At 64.2% G+C, this 17,152-nt stretch carries 15 protein-coding genes; 5 read left to right on the forward strand and 10 right to left on the reverse strand.

Going from position 1 to position 17,152, the window contains the following annotated elements:
- Positions 1-27: 27 nt before the first annotated feature.
- A complete protein-coding gene (locus AUL35_RS00985; protein ID WP_062011116.1) occupies positions 28-2,226 on the forward strand; it encodes an FAD-dependent oxidoreductase in 2,199 nt (732 codons plus the stop codon).
- A gap of 54 nt (positions 2,227-2,280) precedes the next feature.
- Here the strand turns inward: AUL35_RS00985 and AUL35_RS00990 are convergent, their stop codons facing one another.
- On the reverse strand, positions 2,281-3,309 hold the full coding sequence (locus AUL35_RS00990; protein WP_244493627.1) for a YihY/virulence factor BrkB family protein: 1,029 nt from the start codon (positions 3,307-3,309) through the stop codon (positions 2,281-2,283).
- Between the two features lie 227 nt (positions 3,310-3,536).
- Here AUL35_RS00990 and AUL35_RS00995 point away from each other — a divergent pair, with 227 nt between their 5' ends.
- Complete coding sequence (locus AUL35_RS00995) at positions 3,537-4,181, forward strand: helix-turn-helix transcriptional regulator (protein WP_062011118.1); 645 nt, start codon at positions 3,537-3,539, stop codon at positions 4,179-4,181.
- A 77-nt stretch (positions 4,182-4,258) separates the two neighbouring features.
- The gene (locus tag AUL35_RS01000) at positions 4,259-4,951 is read left to right on the forward strand and encodes a thermonuclease family protein (RefSeq protein WP_062011120.1); all 693 of its coding nucleotides are present in this window, start codon (positions 4,259-4,261) and stop codon (positions 4,949-4,951) included.
- A 1-nt stretch (position 4,952) separates the two neighbouring features.
- Here AUL35_RS01000 and AUL35_RS01005 read toward each other — a convergent pair whose 3' ends face one another.
- Both AUL35_RS01005 and AUL35_RS01010 read right to left on the reverse strand, forming a co-directional pair.
- Positions 4,953-6,611, reverse strand: coding sequence for a lysine--tRNA ligase (locus AUL35_RS01005; RefSeq protein WP_062011122.1), 1,659 nt, complete (start codon positions 6,609-6,611; stop codon positions 4,953-4,955).
- 124 nt (positions 6,612-6,735) lie between these two features.
- Positions 6,736-7,632, reverse strand: coding sequence for a transporter substrate-binding domain-containing protein (locus AUL35_RS01010; RefSeq protein WP_082665998.1), 897 nt, complete (start codon positions 7,630-7,632; stop codon positions 6,736-6,738).
- A gap of 93 nt (positions 7,633-7,725) precedes the next feature.
- On the opposite strand from AUL35_RS01010, the gene AUL35_RS01015 reads away from it, so the two are divergent.
- Entirely contained in the window at positions 7,726-9,609 is a 1,884-nt protein-coding gene (locus AUL35_RS01015) for a glycosyltransferase (RefSeq protein WP_062011124.1), read from the forward strand.
- A 7-nt stretch (positions 9,610-9,616) separates the two neighbouring features.
- Here the strand turns inward: AUL35_RS01015 and AUL35_RS01020 are convergent, their stop codons facing one another.
- On the reverse strand, positions 9,617-9,862 hold the full coding sequence (locus tag AUL35_RS01020; protein ID WP_062011126.1) for a DUF2188 domain-containing protein: 246 nt from the start codon (positions 9,860-9,862) through the stop codon (positions 9,617-9,619).
- A 67-nt stretch (positions 9,863-9,929) separates the two neighbouring features.
- Complete coding sequence (locus AUL35_RS23045) at positions 9,930-10,064, reverse strand: hypothetical protein (RefSeq protein ID WP_280137312.1); 135 nt, start codon at positions 10,062-10,064, stop codon at positions 9,930-9,932.
- A gap of 530 nt (positions 10,065-10,594) precedes the next feature.
- On the opposite strand from AUL35_RS23045, the gene AUL35_RS01025 reads away from it, so the two are divergent.
- Positions 10,595-11,086 carry an NUDIX hydrolase gene (locus AUL35_RS01025; protein WP_082665999.1) on the forward strand — a complete coding sequence of 164 codons (492 nt, stop codon included), beginning with the start codon at positions 10,595-10,597 and terminating at the stop codon, positions 11,084-11,086.
- Here AUL35_RS01025 and AUL35_RS01030 read toward each other — a convergent pair.
- From AUL35_RS01030 to AUL35_RS01050, 5 genes are read right to left on the reverse strand one after another with little or no spacing between them, the layout of a single operon-like run.
- Positions 11,079-11,285 (reverse strand): formate dehydrogenase subunit delta, encoded by a 207-nt coding sequence (locus AUL35_RS01030; protein WP_244493628.1) that lies wholly within the window; start codon positions 11,283-11,285, stop codon positions 11,079-11,081. The genes AUL35_RS01025 and AUL35_RS01030 overlap by 8 nt on opposite strands.
- 13 nt (positions 11,286-11,298) lie before the next feature.
- Complete coding sequence (gene fdhD / locus AUL35_RS01035; RefSeq protein WP_244493629.1) at positions 11,299-12,126, reverse strand: formate dehydrogenase accessory sulfurtransferase FdhD; 828 nt, start codon at positions 12,124-12,126, stop codon at positions 11,299-11,301.
- 7 nt (positions 12,127-12,133) lie between these two features.
- Positions 12,134-14,983, reverse strand: a complete 2,850-nt coding sequence (gene fdhF, locus AUL35_RS01040; RefSeq protein ID WP_062011130.1) for a formate dehydrogenase subunit alpha — start codon at positions 14,981-14,983, stop codon at positions 12,134-12,136.
- Between the two features lie 10 nt (positions 14,984-14,993).
- A complete protein-coding gene (locus AUL35_RS01045) occupies positions 14,994-16,547 on the reverse strand; it encodes an NADH-quinone oxidoreductase subunit NuoF (protein WP_062011132.1) in 1,554 nt (517 codons plus the stop codon).
- A complete protein-coding gene (locus AUL35_RS01050) occupies positions 16,544-16,963 on the reverse strand; it encodes an NAD(P)H-dependent oxidoreductase subunit E (protein WP_062011134.1) in 420 nt (139 codons plus the stop codon). The genes AUL35_RS01045 and AUL35_RS01050 overlap by 4 nt, the downstream gene beginning before the upstream one ends.
- Positions 16,964-17,152: the final 189 nt, after the last annotated feature.

Consider the following 17,152-nt stretch of genomic DNA (forward strand, 5'->3'; position numbering starts at 1 on the left):
GCCTCAACGCATCTTGGGAGCAACCGCATGAGCTACCGGAACTTCACGATCGAGACGGACGCGGACGGCATCGCGCTCGTGACGTGGGATATGCACGACCGATCGATGAACGTCTTCACCGAGGAGGTGATGGAGGAACTCGACCGCATCACCGATCAGGTCGTCGCGGACGGCGCGGTGAAGGGCGTCGTCTTTACCTCGGGCAAGGCGGGCAGCTTCTCCGGCGGCGCGGATCTCAAGATGCTGCGCGGCATGTTCGACGCCTATGAGTCGAAGCTCGCGGTCGATCGGGAGGGTGCCGTTGCGGAACTCTTCGAGCGAGCGGGCCGCATGTCCTGGCTGTATCGTAAGATCGAAACCTGCGGGAAGCCGTTCGTCGCCGCCATCAACGGCGTCTGCATGGGCGGCGCCTTCGAACTGGCGCTTGCCTGCCATGCGCGCGTTGCGGCCGCGGAGGCGAAGATGGGCTTGCCCGAGGTCAAGGTCGGCATCTTCCCGGGCGCCGGCGGAACGCAGCGCGTTCCACGCCTCGCCGATACGCAGTCCGCGCTCCAGATGCTGCTGAAGGGCGAGACGCTTTCCGCCTCGAAGGCGAAGGGCATGAAGCTCGTTGACGAGGTCGTGCCGGCCGCTGAACTGGTCGAGCGCGCGAAGGCGATGCTGCGGAGCGGCGTGAAGCCCGTGAAGCCTTGGGACGAGAAGGGCTTCAAGCTGCCGTCCGGCCCGGTCTATTCGGCGGCCGGGGCGCAGACCTGGCCGGCGGTCTCCTCGCTCTACCGCAAGGAGACGAACGACAACTACCCGGGCGCGCGCGCGATTGTGAAATGCGTGTACGAGGGTCTGCTCCTGCCCATCGATACGGCCCTCAAGGTCGAGCAGCGCTATTTTGCAAGTGTGCTGCAGACCACCGAAGCGGCGATGATGATCCGCTCGCTCTTCGTCTCCATGCAGGCGCTCGGCAAAGGCGCACGACGTCCCGCGAACGTTCCAGCCAAGGCCATTCGCAAGGTTGGCATCGTCGGCGCCGGTTTCATGGGCGCAGGCATCGGCTATGTCGCGGCGAAGGCCGGAATCGACGTCGTGCTGGTCGACCGTGACCAGGCAGCGGCCGACAAGGGCAAGGCGCATTCGGCGGGCCTCCTGGAGGCGGCCGCCAAGAAGGGACGCTCGACGCCCGCCGAGGCCGAAGCCGTGCTCTCACGCATCACCGCGACGCCCGACTATGCCGCGCTCGCCGACGCCGATCTCGTCGTCGAGGCGGTGTTCGAGGACCGGGAGGTCAAGGCGGAGGTGACGCGCCGCGTCGCGGCGGTTCTGAAGCCGGACGCGATCTACGCGTCCAATACCTCGACGCTGCCGATCACCGGGCTCGCGGAAGCCTTTCCCGATCCCAAGCGCTTCATCGGCATCCACTTCTTCTCGCCGGTTGATCGGATGATGCTGACCGAGGTCATCCTTGGAAAGGAGACAGGTGACGAGGCGCTGGCGGTGGCGCTCGACTTCGTGCGGGCTATCAAGAAGACCCCGATCGTCGTCAACGACACGCGCGGCTTCTTCGCCAACCGCTGCGTCCTGCGCTACATTTCCGAAGCGTACGACATGCTTGTCGAGGGCGTTCCACCGGCGATGATCGAGAACGCCGCGAAGTTCGCCGGCATGCCGGTCGGCCCGCTCGCGCTCAACGACGAGACGGCGGTCGACCTTAGCCAGAAGATCATGCGCGCGGCGATCCGCGACATGGGTGAAAAAGCGGTCGATCCGCGCCACCTAGCGCTCGTCAACGACATGGTGGACAAGGAGGGCCGCCTCGGACGCAAGGCCGGGAAGGGTTTCTACGACTACCCCGCCAAACCGGCCAAGAAGAGCCTCTGGCCCGGCCTAAAGGAGCGCTTCCCGCAGAAGCCCGCCGATGAGGTCGACTTCGAGGAACTCAAGCAGCGCTTTCTCGTCACGATGGCGCTCGAGGCGGCTCGTACGATGGAAGAAGGCGTCGTGACGGACCCACGCGAGGCCGATGTCGGCTCGATCCTCGGCTTCGGCTATGCTCCTTACACCGGCGGAACGATCAGCTACATAGACGGCATGGGGGCGAAGGCTTTCGTTGCCCTCTGCGAGAAGCTGGAAAGGCGATACGGCGAGCGCTTCCGCCCGACGCCTCTCCTGCGCGACATGGCCGCCCAGGGGGAGACCTTCTACAAGCGCTTTGCGCCAGCGGAAGCCGCCTGATCGGACGCGGCGGGGTCCGATCTCTCCGGACGGCCCCGCCCTCGCTCTCTTCGTTCAGACTTCCCGCTTCTCGCGCACGATCGAGCGACCGATCGTGTCGGCGACACGCGCGCCGCGCGCGCCGATCGGTTTGTCCGGCGCGTCGGTCGTGTCCAACGCGGTCTGGTGTTCCATTTCGGCATTGATCTCGGCGCCGATGATGAAGATCGTGGACGAGATCCAGACCCACATCATGAAGCCGATCACGGCACCCAAGGAGCCATAGGTGGCGTTGTAGTTCGCAAAGCTGCGCAGATACCAGGAAAAGGCGATCGAGGCGGCCAGCCAGACGAGGGCCGTGAGGACGGCGCCAAACAGCACCCAGGTCCACCGCGCGCGGTTGCGGCTAGGGCCGTAACGGTAGATCATGCTGATCGAGCCGACGATCACCACGAACGCGACCGGCCAGCGAAGTGCCGCAATCAGCTCATCGGACCAGCTCGAGGCGCCAAAAACACCCATCAGGATCGGGACGACGCCGACGGTCACGATCATCACGATGCCGATGAAGACGGCGGCGATCGTGAAGCAGAACGCAACAGCGTTGAGCTTCAGGAAGCTGCGCTCCTCCTGTTCGCCATAAGCGACGTTCATCGCCTCGAAGAGCGTCTTGATTCCGTTGTTCGCGCTCCAAAGCGAAAACAGAAGGCCCGTAACAAAGTTCAGCGATAGCGAGGCCGGATCCCGGCTCGCCAGATATTCAAGCTGGGAGGTGAGGATGTCGGTACCGGCCTGCGGCAGGAAGCGTCCGATGAAGGCGATGTGCTCTGCGATCGTGCTGGGGTCGGCGACAATCCCGTAGAGCGAGACGAAGACGGCGAAGGCCGGGAACAAGGCGAGAAGCAGGTAGAAGGTCGCGCCCGCCGCGATCAGCATCACACGGTCTTCGAAGAACGAGTACCACAGCCGGACCGCGATATCCTTCCAGCCCTGCCACGGAATCTCGAATGGGCCGCTCGCGTCGCGGCCTCGTCCCGGCTCGCTCGCGCGCCGACGCACCTCCTCGGTGGTGTTCGGAGCGAAACGAAGTCCCGGCGATCCCATCGGTGTCTCCAAGAAGCGATCAAGCGAAGCGCTGATCGCAACCATTTGCCACGAAATGCGTGCTCTGACTTGCAAGTTCCGGCGGAGGTTGTGGAGAACGTAGGAAGCTCGGTCGTTCGACGTTCAATGTCGCTGCTTTCCGCAGGGACTTACCAAACCACCGGAAGGACTATATTCCTCTCCATGTGCCCGTTTTCTGGCTGGGTACGTTGCGCGGATAGACTGCCATGTTTTCCCATGACCATATTTGGGCAGCTATCGACCGGGTCGCGCGCAGCTGCGATCTATCTCCCTCCGCGTTGGCCCGGCGGGCGGGGCTCGACTCCACCACCTTCAACCCGTCCAAACGGTTTTCGGCGGACGGCCGGCCGCGCTGGCCCTCGACGGAATCGATCGCCAAGGTTCTAGAAGCCGGTGGAGTATCGTTCGACCAGTTTGCCTCGCTCGTTTCAGCAGTCCAGTCCACGACAACGCCAGCCCTGACCAAACCGCGCGGCGTTCCCCTGCTCGGGCATGCGCAAGCCGGCCATGACGGCTATTTCGACGACGCCGGATTCCCGATCGGCGAGGGCTGGGATCGCATCGACCTTCCAGGCGTGACGGAGGGCACCTATGCGCTCGAAGTCTCCGGACGATCCATGGAACCGCTCTACCGCGATGGCGATATTCTCGTCGTCTCGCCAGCAGCCCAGATACGTCGAGGTGATCGGGTCGTCGCAAGGACGCGAAGCGGAGAGGTCATGGTCAAGACGTTACAGCGACGGACCGCCGGTTCGGTCGAGCTGGGGTCGATCAACCCGGACTTCCCGACCCGTAAATTCGATGTCTCCGAGATCGAGTGGATCGCCCGTGTCGTTTGGGTCAGCCAGTGAAGAGGCTCGACGATCGGGCTACCCTTCGGCCAGCCGGCAGCTAAAATGAGCCTGGCGCGATCGCCACGGATGCCACCATGAACGAACTTCGGATCTCCCTCGGCCTTCTTGCCTGCATCGTGTTCCTGCTCGCGATCGCTCCAGGCAGCCCGACGCTCATATCGGTCGCTCCCGCCGGCCCGCGTGAGGTCGCGGAACTCTCGACGGCTTCGGATGAGACAGCGGCTTCAGTCGGCTCGAATCCGGCGGAGGCCAGCCAAGTGCCGGAAACGGCGACTTCCGCGATCCGCGCCGTCGATCCGGCCCCCTACGCTGCCGGAGACAACACGGCGCTTACGCGCGTCTCTCCTGCCGCATCGGCTTCCAAGACCTCATCCACCCAGCCCAAGCTCGAGATGTTCAATCGTCCGGTGGCAGTCGACGCCGGCACGATGAAGGCCGGGCGAACGACGCTCCGGGTCGCGGACGTCGAGCCGATCTCACCGGACACACGCTGCTCCGACGGGCCGCAGACCTGGCCATGCGGCGTTCGGGCCCGTACGGCTTTTCGCTCGTGGCTCAGGGGGCGCTCCGTTCTGTGCTCGGTTCCGCCTGACGCACAGGGGTCCGACGATCTGACCGTTTCCTGCCTCGCGGGCGAGGCCGACATCGGCGAATGGCTCGTTGGCAACGGTTGGGCGGCCGCCAGCAGCGGCGGCCGCTATGCCGAACTCGGCGAAAGCGCCAAGAACCAACGCAAGGGTATCTGGGCCTTCGATCTCGGCCAGTAGGTCAGACAGCCTGTCCGCCGGCGAGTCGGCCGGACAAGGCTTCGTCGATCAGCGCTCGCGTTTCCTCGATACCATAGAGGGCGACGAAGGAGCCGAAGCGCGGCCCACGTTCCTGCCCGATCAAAGTTTGATAGAGCATTTGGAACCATTCGCCCGACACGCCTGGACCACCGTTCGGCCCCGTCTTCTTCGTGTCCTGGTAGCGCTCGATCGGCCGTGCAACGTCCAGAATCGCATCTTGGATCAGGGCGGCGTCAGCATCAGCGGGCAGTTCCGCGAGCTTGCGCGCCAAGGCCTCGAGCGCCTGCCGCTCGGTCTCGTCGGGCGCGCGGAAGCGCTTGCTCGGGCGGACGAAGTCTTCGAAATAACGCAGAGCGTAGCCCACGAGACGGTCGAGTTCGGGATCGGTCTCGGGCGTCACGCCAGGCGCATAGCGCGAGATGAAGCCCCATAGCGTTTCCTTGTTGGACGCGTTGGAAGCTGAGACGAGATTCAAAAGCAGCGCGAACGGAACCGCGATGCCCGAAACGGGCGGGGCGCCGCCATGGATGTGGAAGACCGGATTTTGCAGGCGCGAGCGCGTGTCCTGACGCTCGAAGCTCGCGGCGAACTGGTAGTAATCTTCCACGGCCTTTGGAATGACGTCGAAATGCAACCGCTTTGCGGCGCGTGGCTTGCCGAACATGTAGAGCCCAAGGCTCTCGGGGGCGGCGTAGGTCAGCCACTCCTCGATGCTGAGCCCGTTTCCCTTGGACTTCGAGATCTTGGCGCCCTCCGCGTCGAGGAAGAGCTCATAGACGAAGTGCTCGGGCGGCGTTCCACCGAGGATCTCGCAGATTCGATCGTATACGACCGCATTGGTCTGGTGATCCTTGCCGAACATCTCGAAGTCGACGTCGAGTGCCGCCCATCGCATGCCGAAGTCCGGCTTCCACTGCAGCTTCACGGAGCCGCCGGTCACCGGAACGGTCGCGTCGCGTCCGTCCTCGTCCGTGAACGTGACCGTGCCGTTTTTGGCGTCGACCTCCTTCATGGGGATGTAGAGAACGCGTCCCGTGGAGGGTGAGATCGGAAGAAACGGACTGTAGGTCGCCTGCCGCTCGGCGCCGAGCGTCGGCAGCATGACGGCCATGATGTCCTCGTAGCGCTCTGCGGCTCGTAGCAGAACGGCATCGAACCGGCCGGATCGGTAGTACTCCGTCGCACTGGCGAACTCGTATTCGAAGCCGAACGTATCGAGGAAGCGGCAGAGCATCGCATTGTTGTGCTCGGCAAAGCTCTGACTCGCTCCGCCGAACGGGTTGGGCACGACCGTCAGCGGCATGTGGAGATAGGGAACCAAGGCCTCGCGGTCCGGAACGTTCTCCGGAATCTTGCGCATCCCGTCCATGTCGTCGGAGAAGCACAGCAGGCGCGTCGGGATCGTGTCGCCCGTCAGGATGCGGAAGGCGTTGCGGACCATGGTGGTGCGGGCCACCTCGCCGAACGTCCCGATATGTGGCAGCCCCGACGGCCCGTAGCCGGTCTCGAACAGGACCTCAGACTTACCCGAACGTTCCATGCGCGCGACGAGCTTGCGGGCCTCTTCGAAGGGCCATGCCCCCGAGCGGCCTGCCTCGTCCCGAATCTCCTGATCGATCGGAAGCTGCGCGAATTGCATGGCCTTGGCTCGTCCCATCCGGTGGCGCGCTCGCTCACGCGAACGATAGCCGCTGTATGGTTCTCTCCCGGGGACCGGTCAACCGGGCACGGCAGCACGACGGCCTCGAACCGTCCATCGCGTTTCAAAAGGCGCTGATGGGAAAGTAACGAAGCATGATTTCGGCCATCTGCCCCTTCGCGACGATGCGGTTGATGGCGTAATCGAAAGCCGTGGCCAGTTCCTCGTCGTCCAGCGGTACGGCTATGGCCAGCCCTTCTCCCAGGAAGCGCTCGGAAAGATACGGCCCCCCAGCGAAGGTGCAGCAGTCGGCGGCCGACTCGCTTGCCAACCAGAAGGAGAGACCGACCCCGTCGCCGAAATAAGCCTCGATGGCGCCCGATCGCAGTCCCGTCAGCGCGTTGTCCCGCGTGTCGAAGTCGACGACGTTCGCCTGCGGGAAAAACGACCGCAGCATCGCCTCATGCGCCGAACCCGCAACCACTCCGACCTTTGCTCCCCGGAGCCCGGCGTCGAGACCCGTCGCCAGCGTGCTTCCGCGACGCACGACGAAACGGGCCGGATATTGGAAGTAGGGTCGTGTGAAAGCGTAGCGGCTTCGACTGTCGGCCGTGACGGCGACGCCCGCCGCGATGGCTTCGCCCTCCCCGTCCGCCAGTGCCTTCGTCAGTTGGTCGAAGGGCCGCGCCTCGATCTGGCAAAGCGACGAGATACGAAGTTCGTCGCAGATGCTGCGCACGAGATCGACGTTGAAACCCGACAACCGTCCTGATTGGTCCAGGAAGTTGAAGGGCGGATAATCTGTCGATGTCAGAAAGCGAATCCGATCGCGGCCGCCAAGTTGAGGCTCGGCCACCCTTTGCGCCTGGTCACGGAAGTTCGGGAGCTTGACGGGCTGGGCGATCGCATGTGTCGACCAGCCAACGGCAAGACACGTAACGAGCGCCCACTTATATAACTGTGAATTGTGATGTTTCACACGCCAGGGTTGATTACGGAAGGTCTTCAACCAGACGAGCATGGATCGAACCCGATCGCTTCGCGAGGTCACGTGACCCCTTCACAATCCACGCTGACCCAAGTTGCAGGAGCGCGTTCCCGTCCATACGAGAGGATGAGGGAATACGGCAAGCGCATACCGGAACCCGGCCGCCGTTTGAGCGAGGTTCTCGACCGATTGGGAATCGGGCGACAGCCGTATGAGTTGCTCGTTGTCCGATCGACGACGAACGGATCGACGATCGCTGAGGAGATCGTGGCGGCGAACTGGGCGACGCAAACCGAGCTCGCTATGGCGACGGCATCGGTCCTCGGGCTCGATGCCGAGAGTCCCGAAATCGACGTCACGGTGATTAAGGACGCACGCGGGGCCGGACGGCACGGACTCCGGCACCTCGTTGGCATGACGCACGATTATCAAGCGCGCGCCTACATTGCGCCCGATCTAGAACGACTGGACGAAATCGCAGCGGCCCTCCCGCGCCTGAATGCCGAGCGCCGAATGGTCCATGTTGCAACCCCGGCTTCGATCGCAGCCGTTCGCGAAGCGGATACAATGCGCGAGCGGTCGGATGCCGCGCGGCTCAGTTTGGCGGCCGATCTCAATCGGTGGTCGGCACGAGACGTCATGACACCCTATCAAGGCTCGTTGCTGACGCTGCTCGCGGTCGGGTTCCTCGCCGCGGTGGCGCAGTGGGGCGGCGGTGTCGGATTTGGACTCCATCTGGGGTTCACGATGGTTGCCTTCGTCTGCACGGCGTTCCGCGCCATCGTCCTTCTGAGTACGATCAGTACCGAGAAATCGGTCAGCGCGTGTCCGCTTCCAATCGAAACGGGGTCCATGCCGCTTTATTCCGTTCTCGTCGCCCTTCATCGAGAGGCCGAGATGGCGCCCTCTCTCGCGGCAGCGATGGCGGCGCTCGACTGGCCGGCTTCGCGGCTCGAGGTGTTCTTCGTATGCGAAGCGACGGATCCGGAAACCATTGCCGCCATCGAAAGCGCGATTGTTCCCTACCCGCACTTCTCCGTCGTCGTCACGCCGGCCAGCAACCCGACCACCAAACCGAAGGCACTCAACTTCGCGCTACCGCTCACGCGAGGCGATTATGTCGTGCTCTATGATGCCGAGGATATTCCTCATCCCGGTCAGCTTCGCGACGCATGGACGACGTTCCACAATGCAGACGACAGGCTCGCCTGCCTGCAGGCACCTCTCGTCGTGACGAATGGAACATCCGGTTGGCGGCAAGCCCATTACGCGATAGAGTATGCGGTGCTGTTTCGCATGCTGCTGCCGTGGCTCGCGGCGCGCTCACTTCCACTTCCTCTCGGTGGAACGTCCAATCATTTCCGGCGCAAGCATCTCATGTCTGCCGGAGGCTGGGACAGTCACAACGTGGCGGAGGACGCGGATCTCGGCGTCCGCCTGGCGCGCCTTGGATTTAGGACAGGCACGATCTCCAGTCCGACTTTAGAAACCTCCACGGTCCGCTGGCCGGATTGGCGAAATCAGCGGACGCGATGGATCAAGGGGTGGATCCAGACGTGGCTCGTTCATATGCGCGACCCGCTTCTGACATCCAGGCAACTGGGGCTCACCGGTATGGCCGCCTTCCAGATCGTCTTCTTGGGAATGGTTGCATCGAGCTTCGCACATATCGCGCTGCTTGTGCAGCTTGCGGCGTTGGGTCTGACCGGTGCATTGCTTGAAGCAGGGCCGTCCCATGGCTGGCTTTACGCGATCGACGCTGGAAATCTCGTACTTGCATGCCTCGTCTTCAGCGCCTCGTTTCTGCACGTGGCGCTTCCGGGTGAACGGCCGCTCGCAACCAAGCTGTGGGCGGTCTGGGCCTACTGGGGCTTGGTCAGCTATGCCGGCATACGAGCGATGTGGCAGTTGTCGCGTAACCCACACCTATGGGAGAAGACACCCCATACAGCGGTGGGGAAGGTGCCGGCGCCCAGCGGCGATGCAAGGCGGCCGGCGCAACAGACATGATCGATCGTCAGCGATCTTCCACGACGTCGGCATGAGGGCGATCATCGCCGCGGGCGATTTCCTCATGCCACTCGCCGCGAGGATCCTGATAGACGATACCCTCCGTCTCGCCCGCCAATTCCTGCCGCTGAGAGACTTCCTTGGCGGCGGCGACAGCGGCTTCCCGCGTGCGAAACGTCTCGGAGAAGACGTCTCCAAGCTTGTAGGCCCATCCCCCGTCGTGCTGCACGACTTCATAGTGGATGTCGGTCACGGCGTATTCCCTCCTTGGTATCGCGTTACAAGAGACGGAACGCGATACCGAAGGAAGCGATCCGAACTCAGTCCTGCTCGCCCTCGATTATGTCGACGATGGCATATTGCAGCATGGCCGCCACCGCCGGATGGCGTCTCCTCAGGAGATCGGCAGACAGCGTCATCAGCGCGACCGCGACCCGTTCATCGGACTCGAACATACGTGAAGATCCGTCCATGCCCTGCAGCTGCGCGTCGCCATCAGCGTCTTTCGAAGGGCCTAGCCATGGTGTGCCCGGTGTCGCCTCGTAGCCCGTCTGGCGCACAATTCCTCCCGATCTGATCCGTCGTGCCCTACGCGTTCGCGCTTTTTGATGAAGCATCCAAAGTCCGCAGAAGACGCTTTGTTGCGGTGGTGGCAACTATAGGTTGTCATCGTTTTTTCGCAAGCCGACGCAGTGCCGCCGCGGCAACAAGTTACAGCAGAATCGCCTCCTCTGAAGGTTAGAAAACCAACTCGCACGGGCGTTTTGAGGCCTTCAAAGCACGAGAGGACGGCAGCGATATCTAACTGCCGCTTTGGTTGCCATACACCAGCGCATTGCTCGCATATCGGGCATGGATGCTCGAGGGCTCACACGGCGTGGTTACATCGCTCCGCAGCGCAACCTCTAGGAAAGCCTCTGAACTGAAACTGGTTTGAACGGCTGATCAATTCGGTTATGAGCGGCTCTCCCGGAGAGGTGATGAGATGAAGACGCGCCGCCAGGTCGGGGCCATTGCATATCGCGAGAGCGACATGGACGGCGTACGAATTCTCCTTGTCACCTCGCGCGAGACGGGACGCTGGGTCGTGCCAAAAGGCTGGCCGATGAAGTCCAAGCGACCGCATAAGGCGGCAGCGCAGGAGGCTTACGAAGAAGCCGGCGTGCAGGGCCGCGTTCGCAAGAAGGCGAGCGGCAGCTACCGGTATCCCAAATTGCTCGGTAACGGCGACGTCGTACCCTGCCGCGTCCGGCTCTTTGCGCTGCGCGTCAAGGAGGAGATGGCGAGTTGGCCCGAGGCGGCCGAGCGCCGGAGGTGCTGGTTCAGTCCGGAAGAGGCCGCGAGCGCCGTCAACGAACCCGATCTGGCACAGGCGCTGCGCGACTTCGCAGGCGGCCTGCGCAAGGCCGGGCCCGCTGTCGAACCTCCGTCGTCTCCGGCTGGTGCGCTCGACAGGACACGGAGCGTGGTCAGCTGAGTTCGACGGGCAAGCGGATTGCACTTATGGCCGCGCGCACCAGGGGATGAATGTCGTCAGCGGCATCCGCAGCCACGACATCGACCAGTTGCCGCCGCATTCGCGGGTCCCAGTACTTGTTGATATGGTCGGCCACGTCTGCCGTATGTCGAGCGCCGTTCGGGTTCGTCTGGCAGAACATGGCGATCTGGTTGGCCATATGGACGAGTTTTTCAGGCGGCATCGCTTGTAGCCTCCCCGGCGCCCAAGACACCATGCTCATGGGTGAATATCTCGAACTCATCGCCACGCGCGACCGCGACGAGACAGATTCCCAGTGCCTGGGCGGTTCGGATCGCGAGGTCGGTCGGCGCTGACACCGCTGCGAGGATCGCACAGCTCATCCGGGCCGCCTTCTGGATCAATTCGACCGAGACTCGGCTGGTAACCAGCAGGAAGCCGGACGCGGCATTCCTCCCGTCCAATGCGAGCGATCCCGCAACCTTGTCGAGCGCGTTGTGCCGCCCGACGTCCTCGCGCAGCACGACGAGTTCTCCCTCTTCATGGCAGAAGCCCGCAGCATGCACGGCTTTCGTGCGGCGGCTCAACTCCTGCTGTCGCTGCAACTCCTCGAAGCCACGCAGTATGGCTTGCGGACGCACCCTGAAGGAACGACGAACCATCGCAAGGTCCGGGGAGGCCAGCGCAAGACTGTCGACGCCGCAGAGGCCGCATCCGACCGGGCCGGTCATTTGCCGCCGCCGCGCGACGTAGCCTGCCGCACGCTCCGGCTTCAACCAGACCCGGCAATCGATCCCGCCCTCGACCTCCTCGATTGAAAGGTCGGCGATGTCGGACGGCGTCGTCGCGATACCCTCGTTGAGAATGAGCCCAACGGCAAAATCCTGCAGATCGGCGGGCGTCGCCATCATGACGGCGTGCGTCGTGCCGTTCACCGAAACGGCGATGGCGGCCTCCTCCGGCACGAGCCGTCGCTCGAATTGGAACCCGCCTTTCCGGTATGCGATCGCGGGCCTTGAGTGGAACGTCTCGTACGCCAACGGTCGACTACTCCGCCGCGTCCAACCGGTGGGACACCTGGCGACTCTCATCGCTCAACGCACCATAGGCTTCCTGCCACTCGGTCGGTCCATTCGAGGGCGAAACCTGGACGGCCGTGACCTTGTACTCCGGGCAATTGGTCGCCCAGTCGGAAAAGTCAGTCGTGATGACGTTGGCCTGCGTCGCGGGGTGATGGAACGTCGTGTAGACGACGCCGGGTGCCACCCGGTCCGTGATCCGTGCGCGGAGCGAGGTCGATCCGGCGTGACTGTCGAGCCTCACCCAATCGCGGTCGCGCACGCCTCTTTGCTCCGCGTCGTGCGGATGGATCTCGAGAAGATCCTCTTCGTGCCAGGCGGTATTGGCCGTTCGCCGGGTCTGCGCGCCCACATTGTACTGCGACAGAATGCGTCCCGTCGTGAGAAGCAGCGGGAAGCGCGGGCCGACACGCTCGTCTGTCGGCACATATTCGGTGACGATGAACTTGCCCTTGCCGCGCATGAAGGCATCGACATGCATGATGGGTGTGCCGGTTGGGTGCTGCTCGTTGCACGGCCACTGAACCGACCCTCGCTCCTCCAGTAGCGCGTAGCTGACGTTGGCGAAGCTCGGCGTCGTGCGCGCCACCTCATCCATGATCTCGGACGGATGGCTGTAGTTCATGTCCATGCCGAGCGCGCGGGCGAGAAGCTGCGTCACCTGCCAATCGGCATAGCCGCTCCGAGGTGCCATCACCTTGCGCACGCGATTGATGCGGCGCTCGGCGTTGGTGAAGGTTCCGTCCTTTTCCAGGAAGGTCGAGCCCGGCAGGAAGACGGTCGCGTAGTTCGCCGTTTCGTTCAGGAAAAGGTCCTGCACGATCAGGCATTCGAGCGCGGCCAGACCGGCAGAGACGTGCTTGGTGTCCGGATCGGACTGAAGGATGTCCTCGCCCTGGACGTAGAGACCCTTGAACGTGCCATCGAGCGCGGCATCGAACATGTTGGGGATGCGCAGCCCCGGTTCGGCGTCGAGCCGCACACCCCAAAGGCTCTCGAAGGTTTCGCGAACCTCGTCGCGGCTGATGTGGCGATAGCCCGTCAACTCATGCGGAAACGACCCCATGTCGCAGGAGCCCTGCACGTTGTTCTGGCCGCGCAGCGGATTCACGCCGACGCCGCGTCGTCCGATATTGCCGGTCGCCATCGCAAGGTTCGCAATCGCCATGACGCTGGTCGAGCCCTGGCTATGCTCAGTGACGCCAAGACCGTAGTAGATCGCGCCATTGCCGCCGGTGGCGTAGAGCCGCGCAGCCTTCCGCACGTCGGCTGCCGCGACCCCGGTCACGGCTTCGACCGCCTCGGGTGACCGCGCCGGGTCGGCCACGAAGGATGCCCAGTCCTGGAATGCGTCCCATTCGCAGCGCTCGCGCACGAACGCCTCGTCCACCAGCCCCTCGGTGACAATGACGTGGGCCAGTGCCGTCAACATGGCGACGTTGGTGCCGGGCTTGAGCGCGAGGTGATGATCGGCCTCGACATGCGGAGTGCGGACGAGATCGATGCGTCGCGGATCGATGACGATGAGCCGTGCGCCTTGCCGCAGACGCTTCTTCAGCCGCGAGCCGAAGACGGGATGACCGTCCGTCGGGTTCGCGCCGATGACGAGCACGACGTCGGCCTCTTCGACGGAGTCGAAGTCCTGCGTCCCGGCCGAGGTGCCGAAAGTCGTCGAAAGGCCGTAGCCTGTCGGCGAGTGGCAGACACGGGCGCACGTGTCGATGTTGTTGTTGCCGAAGCCTGCCCGAACCATCTTCTGGACGAGGTAGACCTCCTCGTTGGTGCAACGCGACGAGGATATGCCGCCGATCGAACCGCGCCCGTAGCGGGCCTGGATGTCGCGCAGCTTCGACGCAGCGTGGCCGATCGCCTCGTCCCAGGACACTTCCTGCCATGGATGCGTGTGATGCTCGCGGATCATGGGCTGCAGCACGCGGTCGCGATGCGTGGCGTAGCCCAAGGCGAAGCGACCCTTGACGCAGGAATGGCCGCGATTGGCCTTGCCGTCTTTATAGGGAACCATGCGGATCAGCTCTCCGCCCCGCATTTCCGCCTTGAACGAGCAGCCGACGCCGCAATAGGCGCAGGTCGTCACGGCGGAGTGTTCCGGCAGGCCGATCTCGAGGACCGCCTTCTCTTCCAGCGTGGCGGTCGGGCAGGCCTGGACGCAGGCGCCGCACGACACGCATTCGGACGAGAAGAAATCATCGGACGGCAGGCCCGCCGAAACCAGCGCGTCGAAGCCGCGACCCGCGATCGTCAGCGCGAACGTTCCCTGAACGTCCTCGCAGGCCCGCACGCAGCGCGAACAGACGATGCACTTGGACGGGTCGAACTGAAAATAAGGGTTCGACACGTCCTTCGGCTTGCCGAGATGGTTCTCACCCTCGGTGCCGTAACGAACCTCGCGCAGGCCCACCGCGCCGGCCTGCGTTTGAAGCTCGCAGTCGCCATTCGCCGCGCAGGTCAGACAGTCGAGCGGGTGGTCGGAGATGTAGAGCTCCATGACCCCCTTGCGGATGCGCTTGAGGCGGTCGGTCTGCGTCGAGACCTTCATGCCTTCCGCGACCAGCGTCGTGCAGGAGGCGGGCGTTCCGCGCATGCCTTCCACGTCGACGACGCAAAGGCGGCAGGAGCCGAAGGCGTCGAGCATATCGGTGGCGCAAAGCTTGGGCACGCCGATGCCTGCCTCCATCGCCGCGCGCATGACGGAGGTGCCTGCGGGGACGCGAACCTCGCGACCGTCGATCGTGAGCGTGACCTCCGCTTCGCTTCGCGATGCCGGCGTGCCGTAGTCGATTTCATGAATCAGGGACATGGCGTCCTCCCTACTCCGCGGCCTGACGCACCGGCGCGACGTCGAAGTCCTCGGGAAAGTGGGTGATGGCGCTCATGACCGGGTAGGGTGTGAAACCACCCAAGGCGCAGAGCGAGCCGAACTTCATCGTGTTGCAGAGATCTTCCACGAGTTCGAGATGGCTGGCGGGATCCTGCCCAGCGACGATTCTATCCATCGTTTCCAACCCGCGCACCGCGCCGACCCGACAGGGCGTGCACTTGCCGCAACTTTCCACGGCGCAGAACTCGAAGGCGAAGCGCGCCTGCCGCAGCATGTCGACCGTATCGTCGAACAAGACGATGCCGGCATGTCCGATCAGCCCGTCGCGCGCGGCGAAGGCCTCGTAATCGAAGACCGTATCGAACAGCGCGCGTGGAAAGTAGGCGCCGAGCGGTCCGCCGACCTGGACGGCCCGGACCGGACGGCCGCTCTGCGTCCCGCCCCCGATTTCCTCCACGATCTCCCCGAGGGTCAGCCCGAACGGAGCCTCGAAAAGGCCGCCGAAGCGCACGTTGCCGGCAATCTGGAGCGGCATGGTTCCGCGCGACCGACCCGTCCCCATCGCCTGGTAGGCTTGCGCTCCCGCACGGAAGATCTCGGGGACGCTTGCGAGGGTCACGACGTTGTTCACGACCGTCGGGCACCCGAACAACCCTTTGTGCGCCGGCAGCGGCGGCTTGGCGCGGACCTGCCCGCGCTTGCCTTCGAGGCTGTCAAGAAGCGCCGTTTCCTCGCCGCAGACATAGGCCCCTGCCCCGACTCGGATCTCGACCTCGAAGGCGCGATCCGTTCCAAGTAGAGACGGACCGAGAACGCCCGCCCGCTCTGCCGCCGCGACGGCGCGGGACATGACGTCGATGGCAACCGGGTACTCCGAGCGAAGGTAGACGTAGCCTTTCGTGGCGCCCGTCGCGACACCCGCGATCGCCATCCCTTCCAGCAGGCAAAACGGATCGCCTTCCATGAGCATGCGATCGGCGAAGGTGCCGGAGTCCCCCTCGTCCGCGTTTGCCACGATATAGCGCCGCGATCCCGGCGCTTCGGAAACGGTCTTCCACTTCACGCCCGTCGGAAAACCGGCTCCGCCGCGACCTCGCAGTCCCGAGCGCGTGACCTCGCCCAATGCCTCGTCGGGCGTCATCTCGAGCGCGCGGCGCAGCCCCGCCCAGCCCCCGTGCCGCTCGTACTCCGTGAGATCTAGCGGATCGATCACGCCGCAGCGGCGGAAGGTATGGCGCGTCTGACGTGCAAGGAACGGATGCGCCTCCGGGTCGCCGATGCGTTTGGGATGGTCGGCGGTCGCGAGAAGTACGGACAGAAAGGCCGCATCGACGTCGCTCGGATCGACCGGGCCGTACCCGACGCGACCGTTATCCGTCTCCACCTCGACGAGAGGTTCCAGCCAGGCCATGCCGCGCGAGCCGTTGCGCACGACCGTGACCGCTTCGCCGGCTTCGACGGACAGACGAACGATCGTGTGCGCGATCTCGTCCGCGCCACAGGCGACGGCGAAGGAGTCGAGCGGCACGAAGATCCGGATCATCGACGAAGCTCCGCCGCGAGTTCCACCACTTTCGCTTCGTCGAGGCGAGCAAGGATTCGCCCGTCGACCATGGCGCTCGGGCCGATCGCGCACAGGCCGAGGCAGTAGCACGCTTCGAGCGACACGGCTCCATCGGCCGTTTCACCTCCGACGCGAATGCCCAGCTCGCTTTCGAAACAGGCCGCGATCCTGTCGCCGCCTCGCGCTTGGCACGCCTCCGCGCGACACAGCTTGACCTGCCGCGCCGCGCCCGGCCGCATGCGGAAATCATGGTAGAAGCTGACGACGCCGAAAACCTCCGCACGCGACAGGTTCAGCTCAGCCGAGACCACCCGAATGGCGTCCTCGCCGATAAAGCCGTAGCGACCCTGCAGCGCCTGGAGAATGGGAAGCAGCGGCCCCTCGATGTGGCTCATCGAGCGGACGATGCCGGTCGCCTCGTCCCGGTCGAAAGTCGTGTTTCCCAGCGCCGCCTCCCGTGCGTTCGTCCCGGCAGCTTAGAACCGCTCTCGATCGTGCCGCAACGCCCGAACCCGACACGAGCGCGGTTGAAACCGACAATCGCACGCTCGGGCAATCTGCAGCAGCAGGCATTCGTCACGCCC

This window comes from Aureimonas sp. AU4 (assembly GCF_001463765.1).
In the GTDB taxonomy this organism is placed as follows: Bacteria; Pseudomonadota; Alphaproteobacteria; order Rhizobiales; family Rhizobiaceae; genus Aureimonas.